Here is a 13,368-nt window from a genome sequence, read left to right as displayed (position 1 = left end):
TTATCTGGCGTGGTCGGACAGGCGGGGTTTTCCGGCTGAGAGCTGGGTAAGCCGCCGCCACAGCCACTCCAGCGGGCCCTGTGCGAAGAAATGTAACCAGATGAGTGAAAAGAGGATATTGATAAGCCAGACCGCAGGCACCATGAGCACCAGCTCCAGCCGGGTAAAGTGCATGTAGAAGCCAAAGCGGTAGAACAGCGTGGTGCAGATCAGCGACTGCATCAGGTAGTTGGTCAGCGCCATGCGCCCGACACACTGAATGGCATAACTGAACCGCCAGCGTGAAATCTGCGGCCACCAGGCCAGACAGAGCGCCGCATAGCCCAGGCTGATCAGCGGGCTGGCGAGGTCGCGCGGGGTCTGCAGATAAAAGCCGCTCCAGCGGAACTCCCAGTGTAACAGCCATTGCGCAGCGACACCGGCCACCGCGATCGAGAATCCCGCCGTCAGCAGCACGACGGCGGCCTGACGGTAGTGCCGCAGGGGAAACTGGCCCGTCAGCCAGCCACTGCGCAGCAGCGCACCACCGATCATCATCAGGCCTGCCAGCTGCCAGCCATACTGCGCCGCCAGCGCCATCAGTCCCGATGAGAGGTGATCAAGCCGGTTCTGAATCGCTTCCCAGCCGCCGGCCAGTTTCCAGTAGCGCTCATATTGCAGATCGGCCGCGCCGGGCAGCCAGGAGCGGGTCGGCTCAGGATCGGAGATCGAGCCGAATACCAGCAGCACACCGCAGCCCACCAGGTAAAGCAGAATACCGGTATTCATCAGGCTGCGGGTGGAAGGGACATCGCGCACGACCCGCCACACCACCAGCCCGATGATGCCGTAATCGAGCAGGATGTCCCCCTCCCAGAGAAACACCCCGTGCAGAAAACCGATCAGCACCAGCAGTGACAGCCGGGCAGTCAGCCAGCGACTGCCGCGCGGCAGTTGCATCTGCAGACCGGCACCAAACAGCAGTGCAAACAGCGTCAGGAATTTGAGCTGGGCAAAGGTATCGGAGAGGGCCCATGTCCAGGCGTCAGCGAGGGCGACACTCCCCTGCCATGCCGGATTCAGGTAGGCCGCAGAGGGCAGACCAAAGCCGACGATATTGAGCAGCAGAATGCCGAGAATGGCACAGCCTCGAATAAAATCCAGCGCGTGATAGCGTTGCATGCGGCACCCTGCCCCATTGAGGCGGGCAGCATTATGCGCCCGCCGTTAACTCAACTATGACGTACCGCGCGCAAAAATTCCTGGCGGGTATTCTGACTGGACTTGAACAGGCCGCCCAGTGAGGTGGTGGTGGTCGCGCTGGTGGCATCCTTCACGCCGCGCGCTTTCACGCAGTAATGCACCGCATCAATGGAAACGGCCACGTTGTTGGTGCCAAGCAGGGTCTGCAGGGCAACCAGTACCTGCTGTGTCAGACGCTCCTGCACCTGCGGGCGCTGTGCAAAGAACTGCACGATGCGGTTGATTTTCGACAGGCCAATCACCTTGTCTTTGGGAATATAGGCGACGGTCGCTTTACCATCGATAATCACAAAGTGGTGTTCACAGGTGCTGGTCAGGGTGATGTCACGCACGGTCACCATCTCATCCACCTTCATCTTGTTTTCAATGACGGTGATTTTCGGGAAGTTGGCGTAATCGAGACCGGAAAAGACCTCATCCACATACATCTTCGCGATGCGATGCGGGGTTTCCATCAGGCTGTCATCTTCAAGATCCAGATTCAGCAGCTGCATGATTTCGGTCATGTGCCCGGCAATCAGGCTCTTGCGCGTGTTGTCATCAATGTCGCGTGTCGGGGCGCGTAATGGCGTTTCCAGGCCACGCGCCAGCAGCGCTTCATGAACCAGGGCAGCTTCCTGACTTAGGGTGCTCATCGTACTCTTCTCCGGCTGGGTGTTGCGCCCGTCGGCTGTTGCGGCGGGCCCTGTAATCAGGCGCGTATTGTGAAACTTTCTTTGCGGGGAATCCAGCAATCAATCAGATTGGTGAAGAAAGCGTTTATCGGCTCCGCCGCCAGACCAGCAGGCCCGCCCAGATAAGGCTCGCGCCGGCCACCCACAGGGCGGGTTCCAGCCGGTGTAAAAAGGCGGTGGAGAGAAACGAGAGCAGCGGGCCCACCAGTTGTCCCACGGCATAGCCGGTGGTCAGCAGGCCAGCCATATAGCGCAGATGATTGGGGGCCAGCTCACGCGCGCAGAGCAGCGACAGCTGCACCACGCTGAGGAAGCCGCCGCCGACCAGCAATGCGCCCACCAGCAGGCCGCTGAAGCCCGGCAGCAGCGCCGCCGCAAAGACCCCCAGCGCCTGCGCCCAGAGCACCAGCGCCAGACGGACGTGGCTGCGCCCCAGGTGGCGCGTGAGGATGCCCAGCAGGATCCCCACCATCGCTGCGCCACCAAAAATCGGCCAGACAAACTGGGCGAATGCGCCATCCGGAAAACGCACGGCAGCCATCTGCGACAGGAAGGTCGCAGGCAGGATGTAGCCAAAGCCCGCCAGACTGTAGCTCAGCACCAGCCGTTTAAGGTTGCGGTCCAGCACCAGCGGCTCCGGGGCCTGATCGGGGCGATGCAGCTCGCCACGCCGGGGCAGATTACGGGCAATCAGCGCCACCAGCAGCAGCGCCAGTGCGCCATAGGCGGCCCAGGCCAGCCCCGCAGAGATCTGCAGCGTGTGCAGCGCCACCCCCAGCAGGCCGCTGACAAAGATGCCGCAGCCTGGCCCGGCAAACACGGCCGCCGACAGCCCCGCCCGGCCATGGCGATGCAGCTGTTCATTGCTCCAGGCGGCCACCAGCACCATCGCCCAGCCACTAGCCCAGCCGATCAGGAAACGAATGGCCCCGTGCAGCCACGGCCCGCTGGCCCAGGCCGAGAGCAGCGTCAGGATCACCGCGCCCCATATGCCCGCCGTCAGGCGCAGCTCCACCCGCTTGTGCGCCCGCATGGCATCGAACGAGCCACAGAGATAGCCAAGATAGTTGAGTGCGGCCACCAGGCTGGCGCTGGTGAGGGTCAGCTGGTGCGCCTGAATCATCAGTGGCACCTGCGGCGTAAAGGCAAACCGGCCAATACCCATCGCGACAAACAAAGTTAAGAACGCGCTGAGCGCGACGCGTAACGCCATGGCTGAACTCCTGTGGTTTCGGGCTGGGATCTTTTCTGACTTGCTAACAGCTTGCAGGATGTTTACACTCACGAAAAGTGAATAATCATGACCAACTTGTTTACAGGAAGAGAAGATATGGATTTAGTACAACTACGTATGTTCTGTTCCGTCGCCGAAACGGGTTCCCTGGCACGCGCCGCCGAACAGCTGCATCGCGTACCCTCTAATCTCACCACGCGGCTGCGTCAGCTGGAAGAAGAATTGGGTGTGGACCTCTTTATTCGTGAGAAGCAGCGCATTCGCCTGTCACCGATGGGCCATAACTTCCTCAATTATGCGCAGCGCATTCTGGCCCTGAGCGAAGAAGCGCTGAGCATGACCCGCACCGGTGAACCGGCGGGTAACTTTGCGCTCGGCTCAATGGAGAGCACCGCCGCCACCCGCCTGCCCGGTTTACTGGCCGCCTATCACCAGCGCTTTCCCGGTGTTGCCCTCTCGCTGATTACCGGCACTTCGGGCGAAATTATCGATCGGGTGCGTGAAGGCACCCTGGCGGCGGCGCTGGTGGATGGCCCGGTGGCGCATGATGACCTGAACGGCTGCATCGCGTTTCGCGAGGAGATGGTGCTGATTACCGGGCTGGATCATGCCCCTATCACCACCGCCCGCGATGTGCAGGACGATACCCTGTTTGCTTTCCGCAACAGCTGCTCTTATCGGGTGAAGCTGGAGAGCTGGTATCGCGACAGCCAGACCGCGCCGGACAATGTGATGGAGATTCAGTCCTATCACGCCATGCTGGCCTGCGTGGCGGGCGGTGCGGGCGTCGCCATGATCCCGGCCTCGGTGCTGAAACAGATGCCGGACCGTTCACGGGTGCAGGCGCACACCCTCCCCCCTGCTTATCGCAATACGGCCACCTGGCTGATGTGGCGACGGGACGCCTTTACTCCCAACGTGGAGGCGCTGAAGTACCTGATTATCGAAAAATTTGACGATCGGCCGCTCAATGATGAGCTGATCTACCCCTTACAGGCGGCGGAATAAGCGTTCCGCGCTATGTTTAAGAGCCTGGCTCTGATTAATCACGACCACCTGGCGCCACCGTGCGTCACAATCTGACTGGAAGAGGGATTGCATGAAAATGATCAAAACCCGTGCCGCCGTTGCCTGGGCTGCTGGCGAACCGCTGAAAATTGAAGAAGTGGATTTGATGCCACCGCAGAAAGGCGAAGTCCTGGTGCGTATCGTCGCGACCGGCGTCTGCCATACCGACGCCTACACCCTCTCCGGCACCGATCCGGAAGGCGTCTTCCCGGCGATCCTGGGCCATGAAGGCGGCGGCATCGTGGAAGCCGTAGGCGAAGGCGTGACCAGCGTGGAAGTGGGTGACCATGTCATCCCGCTTTACACTCCGGAGTGCGGCAAGTGTAAGTACTGTCTGTCGGGTAAAACCAACCTCTGTCAGGCGATCCGTGCGACCCAGGGCAAAGGTCTGATGCCGGATGGCACCACCCGCTTCTTTAAAGATGGCAAACCGATTTTCCACTATATGGGCACCTCGACCTTCTCGGAGTACACCGTCGTTCCGGAGATCTCACTGGCTAAAATCAGTAAAGAAGCGCCGCTGGAAGAAGTGTGCCTGCTGGGTTGTGGCGTCACCACCGGCATGGGCGCGGTCATGAACACCGCCAAAGTGAAAGAAGGCGACACCGTGGCGATTTTCGGCCTCGGCGGCATTGGCCTGTCGGCCGTTATCGGTGCCAAAATGGCGAAAGCCGGCCGCATCATCGCCATCGACATCAATACCAGTAAATTCGACCTGGCGCGCAAGCTGGGTGCCACTGACCTGATCAACCCGAAAGATTACGATAAGCCGATTCAGGAGGTGATTGTTGAGCTGACCGATGGCGGCGTGGATTTCTCCTTTGAATGTATCGGCAACGTCAACGTCATGCGTTCTGCGCTGGAGTGCTGCCACAAAGGCTGGGGCGAGTCCGTGATTATCGGTGTAGCCGGTGCCGGTGAAGAGATCTCTACCCGTCCGTTCCAGCTGGTGACCGGGCGCGTCTGGCGCGGCTCCGCCTTCGGTGGCGTGAAAGGCCGCTCACAGCTGCCGGGTATCGTGCAGGATTACCTCGACGGTAAATTTGCCCTGAACGACTTCATCACCCACACCATGCCGCTGGAAGAGATCAACGACGCCTTTGATTTAATGCACGAAGGAAAATCGATCCGCTCGGTTGTGCATTTCAACAGGTAATCAGGAGGCGTTATGGCATCCACTCTGGAGCTACTGGAAGAACACCGTATTTTTGGCGGCTGGCAACAGCGCTGGCGTCATGCGTCGGTCGTGCTGAACTGCCCGATGACCTTCAGCATCTATCTGCCTGAACCGCAGGGCGATGCGCCGCCACCGGTGGTCTGGTTTCTGGCCGGGCTGACCTGCAACGACGAGAACTTCACCACCAAAGCGGGCGCGCAGCGGGTGGCGGCGGAGCTGGGTCTGGTGCTGATTATGCCGGACACCAGCCCGCGCGGCGATGAGGTGGCCAACGATGAGGGCTACGATCTGGGTCAGGGAGCGGGATTTTATCTCAATGCCACCCAGCAGCCATGGGCCGCGCATTTCCGCATGTTCGACTACCTGAGCAGCGAGTTACCTGCGCTGATTGCGGATAACTTTAAGGTCAGCGACCGTCAGTCGATCATGGGTCACTCCATGGGCGGACACGGTGCGCTGATGCTGGCGCTGCGTCTGGGCAACCGCTTTGCTTCGGCGTCGGCTTTCGCACCGATTGTAAACCCGATGCAGGTGCCGTGGGGTCAGAAAGCGTTTCAGGCCTATCTGGGCGATGACCCGGCGGCCTGGCGGGAATATGACAGCTGTCAGCTGATGGCGGAGGTGGCGCATCGTCTGCCGATCCTGATCGACCAGGGCGACAGCGATCAGTTCCTGGCCGACCAGCTGCAACCGGAGCGGCTGGAAAGCGTGGCCAGTGAGGTGGGATTCCCGCTGACGCTGCGCATTCAGCCGGGCTATGACCATAGCTACTTCTTTATCGCCAGCTTTGTGGAAGATCATCTGCGCTTCCACGCGCAGCATCTTCTGGCGTAAAAAATCAGGGCCGCAACTGCGGCCCTGAACTTTTTTGCACGATGCCGGGCCGGTAACGACCCGCCGTTGTGTCAGACCAGCGCCGGACCGGTCAGGCCATCAATCATCACCTGCGGAATGCCGCGCGAGCAGTGCTCGATTCGTCCATCGACGCCATAGACTTTCGCCAGGGTCGCGGGCGTAATCACCTTATCCGGCTGCCCCTGCGCCACCAGTGCCCCCTGTTTCAGCATCAGCGCATGCTGCGCATGGCGCAGCGCAATATTGATATCATGCACCACTACCACCGTGACGATATTGCGCAGGGCGGTTTCGCGCCGCACCAAATCCATCACATGAAACTGGTAGTTGAGATCCAGCGCGCTCAGCGGTTCATCCAGCAGCAGCAGCTCAGGGCGACGGATCAGCGACTGTGCCAGCCCGACTAACTGCTTCTGTCCGCCGGAGAGCTGATCGAGATAGCGCATCGCCAGATGGGCAATGCCCAGCTGCTCCAGCAGGTGCATGATTTCGGCTTCGCTGCTGGCGCTGTGCAGGCCGCCGGAGGCGCGCTGTGCCACAATGATCGACTCCAGCACATGCAGATGCACGCCTGCAGGCAGGGACTGCGGCAGATAGACCACGTTCTTCGCCCGGCGGGCAAACGGCTGGGTCATGAGATCCTCGCCGTTGAGCCACATTTCGCCCTGCCCTTTGTTCAGTCCGGCCAGGGCCCGCAGCAGTGTCGATTTGCCGCAGCCGTTGGGCCCCAGCAGCACGGTGATCTCCCTACGCGGCAGCGGCGCCACGTTGAGATTCTCAATCACCTTATGTTTTGGGTAACCGGCACTGAAGCCGCGTAACGTCAGACCCTGTTCCATCACACTGTCCCCCGGTGACGCAGAATAATACTCAGGAAGAACGGCACGCCAATCAGTGAGGTGACGATGCCGACCGGGATGATCACGCCCGGAAGCAGGTTTTTCGACGCGACCGAGGCCAGCGACAGCACCAGGGCTCCGACCAGCGCACTGGCTGGCAGATAGAAGCGGTGATCTTCACCAAACATCATGCGGGCAATATGGGGAGCGACCAGGCCGATAAAGCCAATCGGGCCGACAAAGGCCACGGCCAGCGCCGAGAGAATACTGATGCGCAGCAGCGTCGCCAGACGCAGACGACGCACGTCAATGCCAAAGCTGACCGCCCGATCCTCACCCAGCCGCAACGCCGTCAGCTTCCAGCTGCTCATCATGGAGAACGGCACCAGGATCGCCAGCGCCACGGTCAGGACGCCCAGCTTCTCCCAGGAGGCGCGCGCCAGGCTGCCCATGGTCCAGAAAACCAGCCCCTGCAGGGTATCTTCGCTGGCGATGAACTGCATCATGGAGACCAGCGCGTTGAAGGTAAAGACCAGTGCAATGCCGAAGAGCACCACGCCCGCCGAGGAGACCTGGGTCCAGCGGGTGATGCCGTCCAGCATCAGGGCGGCAAACAGCGCAAAGACGAAGGCGTTGGCGGAGATCAACCACTGGTCAGGAATGCCGGGGATGCCGACGCCGAGGATGATGGCCAGCGCGGCACCAAATGCCGCCGCCGAGGAGACACCGAGGGTAAAGGGGCTCGCCAGCGGGTTATTCAGGATGGTCTGCATTTCTGCGCCCGCGAGGCCGAGCGACAGGCCCACCACAATCGCCATCAGGGCATAGGGCAGACGGATGTCCCAGACGATGACGCGGGTTCCGGCGTCGACGCTGTCGGGACTGAGCAGCGTATTCCACAGCGTCTCCAGCGAGAGTCCGGCCGGACCCAGCGTGAAGTCGAGGACCAGCGAGGCAATAATGGCCAGCAGCAGCACGCCGATCCAGATGACGCGGCGACGCAGCACCCGGTGGTAGCTATGCATGCTGTGCTGACGCGTCTCTTCTCCCGCCAGCAGCGAAGTTTCGGTAGTCATGTTTTAACCCTGTGTGGCTATCCTGTCAGAAAACGCAGCCACAATAGTGCAGGTGATAATAATTATCAATTCGTGAAGATAAGCGAGACGTGAAAAAAGGGTAAAAAACGGTGTTGCAGGCGGGAGAATGGCTCAGGGAGCCTGTGCCTTTCGCAAAGACGCAAAACCCGCCATCCCTGGCGGGCTCAGCGCGGACCATCCCTGGCCCGCTATGCTTTGCTACAGGCACAGGCTCCCATCGCTTCACGATTCCTGCGGCCTGCCAGAACTGTGGCAGGCACCGTGCGCAGGAGTCAGCGCACAGAACTAATCTTTATGAACCGGGAACTCCATCTCGCTGTACTTCACGAAACGGCTGCCGCGCGTCAGCTTGTAGCCGAACCAGATGATCAGGAACAGCGGAAGGCCGATGTAGGTGGCCGCTACGCTGTACCAGTCGATGGTGTCGTTGAGAAACGCCTGATAGTTCTGACCCAGCGTGATGATCAGGCAGAGCACAAAGGCGAAAATCGGACCCAGCGGGAAAAAGCCGGAGCGGTAAGGCAGCGCGTTCAGGTCATGTCCCTGAGTGACATAGCCGCGACGGAAGCGGTAGTGACTGATCGCGATACCGAGCCAGGCGATAAAACCGGTCATGCCTGAGGTATTCAGCAGCCAGAGGTAAACCTCCTGATTGCCAAATTTCGAGGTCAGGAAGCAGAGTCCCGCCACCACCGTCGTTGCCCAGAGTGCATTACGCGGTACGCCACCTTTAGAGAGTCTGGCGAAAATCCGTGGCGCTTTGCCTTCACAGGCTAGGTTGTAAAGCATACGGGTTGAGGCGTACATGCCGGAGTTACCCGCTGACAGCACGGCCGTCAGGATCACCGCATTCATCACCGCCGCCGCTGACAGCAGACCGGCATTCTGGAACACCAGGGTGAACGGGCTGACGCTGATATCGTTGATGTCATTGTGCAGCAGCTTGGGATCGGTGTACGGCAGGATCAGGCTGATAATCAGAATCGCGAAGACGTAAAACAGCAGGATACGCCAGAAGATCTGCCGCACCGCACGCGGGATATTTTTTGCCGGATCTTCAGATTCGCCCGCCGCGATACCGATCAGCTCGGTGCCCTGGAAGGAGAATCCCACAATCATCGCCACGCCGATCATCGCCGCAAAACCGCCTGCAAACGGCGCTTCGCCCACCTGCCAGTTATGCCAGCCCGCGTGTTCTGCACCGCGCATAATGCCGGTGATCATCAGCACGCCAACCACGATAAAAATCACCACGGTGGCCACTTTGATCAGCGAGAACCAGTATTCCGCTTCACCAAAGCCTTTGACGGAGATGTAGTTGAGCAGGAACATCAGGCCCAGGAACAGCGCGCTCCAGATCCAGCCTGGCGTGTCGGGGAACCAGTAATTCATCACCAGCTGTGATGCCACCAGATCAACCGCGATGGTTACCGCCCAGTTGTACCAGTAGTTCCAGCCGAGTGCGAAACCAAAGCCCTCTTCGACATATTTTGCGCCGTAGGTGGCAAACGACCCGGACACGGGCATAAAGGCCGCCAGTTCACCCAGGCTGGTCATCAGGAAATAGACCATCAGACCGATGAGCATATAGGAGAGAAGTGCTCCGCCGGGTCCGGCCTGAGCAATAGTGGCACCCGATGCGACAAACAGGCCGGTTCCGATGGAGCCGCCGATGGCGATCATGGTGAGATGGCGTGCTTTTAGTGCACGCTGTAACGCAGGTTGTTGTGTTGTTTTTGAGTCATTATGCATGTGTAAACGCTACGAAGGGTAAAAATGAGGCGAGATTGTAGCAGCCAGCTCGCCTCTGTATAGCGAAGCCACGCTGTTATTAGTTAAGTTCATGATCGCGCCCGAATTATTAGCGGTCACTCACGGCAGTAGGATAAAAAGCGCGTCAGCGCTTTGGAAATATGCTTCTGTCGGTGATGGATGCGATACAGCGTCCGGGTCAGGCGCGGCAGCGGAATCGCCAGTTCGATCAGCGTTCCCGCCTCCAGCAGATCGGCGATCACCCGGCGCGACAGGCAGCTGATCCCCATGCCGTGGCGCACCGCATGTTTAATCGCTTCAGAGTTGCCAAGCTCCATCCCCAGCTGAAAGCTCGGCAGGTGAGACAGCAGCAGATAATCGACGATTTCACGGGTGCCGGAGCCGCGTTCGCGCAGGATCCAGGGGGCGTCCGCCAGCGTTTTCAGGGTGACCGGCTGCTGCAGAACAGGCGCATCCGGCGCGGCAAACACCACCAGCTCATCCTCCAGCCAGGGTTCACTGACCAGTTCGGTCATATGGCACGGCCCCTCAATCAGGCCGACATCGACGCGGAAGTCGGAGACCGCCTGAATCGCATCCTGACTGTTGCCCACGCTCAGCTCCAGCGGCAGGCCGGGAAAATCGCGTCGCCAGGCCGCCATCATGCCCGGCAGCAGATAGTTACCGATGGTGCTGCTGGCGAAGATGCGGATGGCCCCGTTGTCCTCTTTGAACAGCTGCTCAATCTCCCCCGCCTGCTCCAGCAGACCCACGGCGCGGGGATAAAGCAGGCGGCCATGTTCGTTCAGCACCAGTCGTTTACCGACCCGATCAAAGAGCTGAACCCCAAGCTGACTCTCCAGATCGGCCAGCGCCGCGCTGACCGCCGACTGCGACAGCGCCAGCAGCTGCGACGCCTGGGTCGTCGAGCCACTCTTGAGCACTTCGGTAAAGACTTCGATTTGCCGCAGCGTAATGTGCATCGTCGATCCTTAAGTCTGTTAATGTCTGACGAGATAGATGATCAGCGCCAGCCAGATCAGCCCCACTACCACCAGCCAGCCTGCGATTTTTTTGCCACGGGAACGCCGTGATGCGGCCCTTTCGCTGCTGCTGATGTGCACCTCACGCGGCAGCAGGCGCAGCAGCAGCATAACACCGGTCGGAATGATGACCGCGTCATCCAGCAGTCCCACAAACGGGATCACATCCGGGATGAAATCGATCGGGCTGACGCCATAGGCGACCAGGCCCAGCATGCCCAGCTTGTTCCACCAGGGCGTGCGCGGGTCGCGAAAGGCGAACCAGAGTACCAGCACATCCCTCTTGATCAGCGTTGCCCAGCGGCGCAGACGCAAAACGCTCATAATGTCGGCCTTATCGTTTATTCCGGTTGATTATAAATATATTATCAATTTCACTTTTAAGCCAGTGCGCGCCATGATCGACACTCACTGAAGAGGAGTGACCCTTATGGCCGAACTGAGCATCGTTAAAACGCACTATCCCGTTGTGCGCCTGTTTCCCGGTCTGCTGCTGACCGCCGCGCTCGCCGCTGCGGCGAACTGGCTGGCGCAACAGCCGTTAATCGCTGGGCTGGGACTGGGTTCACTGACGCTGGCGATCATGCTGGGCATCGTGGTCGGGAATAGCGTCTGTTCCCCTCTCTCGTCACACTGCGACAGCGGCGTCGCGCTGGCGAAGCAGAAGCTGCTGCGGCTCGGGATTATCCTGTTTGGCTTTCGTATTACTTTACAGCAGATTGCCGATGTCGGCGTCAGCGGCATCCTGATCGATGCGCTGACCCTGAGCAGCACCTTCTTTATCACCTGTCTGCTGGGTATCCGGTTACTGAAGCTGGATCGCGAAACCGTCTGGCTGATCGGGGCAGGCAGCAGCATCTGCGGTGCGGCAGCGGTGCTGGCGACCGAGCCGGTGGTCAAAGCCGCGCCGTCGAAAGTCGCGGTGGCCATCGCGACCGTGGTGCTGTTCGGCACGCTGGCGATCTTCATCTATCCCCTGCTCTGGCCGCTGGCGCATCATCTGTTTCCGGCTCTGAGTGCTGCACAGTTTGGCGTTTTCACCGGGTCCACGATTCATGAAGTGGCGCAGGTGGTGGCAGCCGGACACAGTATCAGCCCGGAAGCCGAAAACAGCGCGGTCATTGCCAAGATGCTGCGGGTGATGATGCTGGCCCCGTTCCTGCTCTGCCTGGGGACGATGCTGCGCGGCGGACGTCAGGGCCGCGCCCGTCAGCCGGTGACCTTTCCCTGGTTTGCCTTACTGTTTATTGCGGTCGCGCTGTTTAACTCGCTGCAGCTGCTGCCTGCTGCGCTGGTGGCCTCACTGAATCAGCTGGCTGGCCTGCTGCTGGCGATGGCGATGGCCGCGCTGGGCTTAACCACCCGTTTCAGCGCGCTGCGTGAAGCGGGCGTTAAACCCCTGCTGCTGGGTGCGCTGGTCTTTGGCTGGCTAATCGCAGGCGGTGGCGCGATCAATCTGCTGGTGCAACATTTCATGGGCTAACCGCATCGGGTATCATGCCGTTTCATCCGTGCATAGCCCCAGGAGAAAGGCATGAAATATATTGGCGCACACGTCAGTGCGGCAGGGGGAGTGGATCAGGCCGTGATCCGCGCCCATGAATTAGAAGCCACCGCCTTCGCCCTCTTTACAAAAAATCAGCGTCAGTGGAAGGCCGCCCCGCTGACCACTGAGGTCATTGATGCTTTTCGCGCCGCCTGCGAGACTTATCACTTCACATCACAGCAGATCCTGCCGCACGACAGTTTTCTGATTAACCTGGGCCATCCGGTTGAGGAGGCGCTGGAGAAATCCCGCGCGGCCTTCATTGATGAGCTGCGGCGTGCTGATCAGCTGGGGCTGACGCTGCTGAACTTCCACCCCGGCAGCCATCTGCATCAGATCGATGAGGAGAGCTGCCTGAAGCGCATCGCTGAGTCGATCAATATCGCGCTCGACCAGACGCAGAACGTTACCGCCGTCATCGAAAATACGGCCGGTCAGGGCAGTAATCTGGGCTTCCGCTTCGAGCATCTCGCCACTATTATTGAGCATGTCGAAGACAAATCGCGTGTCGGGGTCTGCATTGATACCTGCCATGCGTTTGCCGGCGGGTATGATCTGCGAACCGAGGCAGACTGCGAAGCGACCTTTGCCAGCTTTGAGCGCATCGTCGGTTTTCACTATCTGCGTGGCATGCACCTGAACGACGCCAAGAGCGCCTTCGACAGCCGCGTTGACCGCCATCACAGTCTGGGAGAAGGAAACATCGGCAGGACGGTGTTCAGCTGGCTGATGAAAGATCCCCGCTTCGATGGCATCCCGCTGATTCTGGAAACCATCAATCCCGATATCTGGAAAGATGAGATTGCGTGGCTGAAAGCCGAACAGCAGGCCTAGGAAAAGG

General features: G+C 59.9%; 13 protein-coding genes. 5 read left to right on the top strand and 8 right to left on the bottom strand.

From position 1 onward, the window contains the following. From yeiB to S7A_RS06895, 3 genes are all read right to left on the bottom strand, one after another. On the bottom strand, positions 1 to 1,161 hold the full coding sequence (yeiB, locus tag S7A_RS06905) for a DUF418 domain-containing protein YeiB (RefSeq protein ID WP_009089170.1): 1,161 nt from the start codon (positions 1,159 to 1,161) through the stop codon (positions 1 to 3). A 50-nt stretch (positions 1,162 to 1,211) separates the two neighbouring features. Next, positions 1,212 to 1,877 carry a GTP cyclohydrolase I FolE gene (gene folE / locus S7A_RS06900; protein ID WP_009089168.1) on the bottom strand — a complete coding sequence of 222 codons (666 nt, stop codon included), beginning with the start codon at positions 1,875 to 1,877 and terminating at the stop codon, positions 1,212 to 1,214. Positions 1,878 to 2,001: 124 nt separating this feature from the next. After that, positions 2,002 to 3,129 carry a YbfB/YjiJ family MFS transporter gene (locus S7A_RS06895; protein ID WP_009089166.1) on the bottom strand — a complete coding sequence of 376 codons (1,128 nt, stop codon included), beginning with the start codon at positions 3,127 to 3,129 and terminating at the stop codon, positions 2,002 to 2,004. A 117-nt stretch (positions 3,130 to 3,246) separates the two neighbouring features. Here S7A_RS06895 and S7A_RS06890 point away from each other — a divergent pair, with 117 nt between their 5' ends. The 3 genes from S7A_RS06890 to fghA all read left to right on the top strand — a co-directional run bounded on the left by S7A_RS06890 (position 3,247) and on the right by fghA (position 6,229). Continuing rightward, positions 3,247 to 4,158: a LysR family transcriptional regulator gene (locus tag S7A_RS06890; RefSeq protein WP_033736177.1), complete on the top strand. Its 912-nt coding sequence runs from the start codon at positions 3,247 to 3,249 to the stop codon at positions 4,156 to 4,158. Between the two features lie 91 nt (positions 4,159 to 4,249). Next, complete coding sequence (locus tag S7A_RS06885) at positions 4,250 to 5,374, top strand: S-(hydroxymethyl)glutathione dehydrogenase/class III alcohol dehydrogenase (protein ID WP_009089162.1); 1,125 nt, start codon at positions 4,250 to 4,252, stop codon at positions 5,372 to 5,374. A 12-nt stretch (positions 5,375 to 5,386) separates the two neighbouring features. Further along, entirely contained in the window at positions 5,387 to 6,229 is an 843-nt protein-coding gene (gene fghA / locus S7A_RS06880; protein ID WP_009089161.1) for an S-formylglutathione hydrolase, read from the top strand. 71 nt (positions 6,230 to 6,300) lie between these two features. On the opposite strand, the gene S7A_RS06875 is transcribed toward fghA, so the two are convergent. The 5 genes from S7A_RS06875 to S7A_RS06855 form a co-directional block, all read right to left on the bottom strand. Beyond that, positions 6,301 to 7,089, bottom strand: a complete 789-nt coding sequence (locus S7A_RS06875) for an ABC transporter ATP-binding protein (protein ID WP_009089159.1) — start codon at positions 7,087 to 7,089, stop codon at positions 6,301 to 6,303. After that, positions 7,089 to 8,165, bottom strand: a complete 1,077-nt coding sequence (locus S7A_RS06870) for an iron ABC transporter permease (protein ID WP_009089157.1) — start codon at positions 8,163 to 8,165, stop codon at positions 7,089 to 7,091. The genes S7A_RS06875 and S7A_RS06870 overlap by 1 nt, the downstream gene beginning before the upstream one ends. 306 nt (positions 8,166 to 8,471) lie before the next feature. Beyond that, complete coding sequence (locus S7A_RS06865) at positions 8,472 to 9,938, bottom strand: amino acid permease (protein ID WP_009089155.1); 1,467 nt, start codon at positions 9,936 to 9,938, stop codon at positions 8,472 to 8,474. A 116-nt stretch (positions 9,939 to 10,054) separates the two neighbouring features. Continuing rightward, the gene (gene yieE / locus S7A_RS06860) at positions 10,055 to 10,921 is read right to left on the bottom strand and encodes a DNA-binding transcriptional regulator YeiE (protein WP_009089154.1); all 867 of its coding nucleotides are present in this window, start codon (positions 10,919 to 10,921) and stop codon (positions 10,055 to 10,057) included. 18 nt (positions 10,922 to 10,939) lie between these two features. Then, positions 10,940 to 11,305, bottom strand: coding sequence for a YkvA family protein (locus tag S7A_RS06855; protein WP_009089152.1), 366 nt, complete (start codon positions 11,303 to 11,305; stop codon positions 10,940 to 10,942). Between the two features lie 106 nt (positions 11,306 to 11,411). Between S7A_RS06855 and S7A_RS06850 the strand changes: the two genes are divergently transcribed. Together S7A_RS06850 and nfo are read left to right on the top strand one after the other, a co-directional pair. Then, the gene (locus tag S7A_RS06850; protein WP_009089150.1) at positions 11,412 to 12,464 is read left to right on the top strand and encodes a YeiH family protein; all 1,053 of its coding nucleotides are present in this window, start codon (positions 11,412 to 11,414) and stop codon (positions 12,462 to 12,464) included. Positions 12,465 to 12,515: 51 nt separating this feature from the next. Beyond that, positions 12,516 to 13,361: a deoxyribonuclease IV gene (gene nfo, locus S7A_RS06845; RefSeq protein ID WP_009089148.1), complete on the top strand. Its 846-nt coding sequence runs from the start codon at positions 12,516 to 12,518 to the stop codon at positions 13,359 to 13,361. The last annotated feature ends 7 nt before the right edge of the window (positions 13,362 to 13,368 follow it).

This window comes from Pantoea sp. Sc1 (genome assembly GCF_000255315.1).
GTDB lineage: Bacteria > Pseudomonadota > Gammaproteobacteria > Enterobacterales > Enterobacteriaceae > Pantoea > Pantoea anthophila.
The sequence above is the reverse complement of the archived record's forward strand: the minus strand, read 5'-3'. Positions and strand labels throughout refer to the sequence as shown.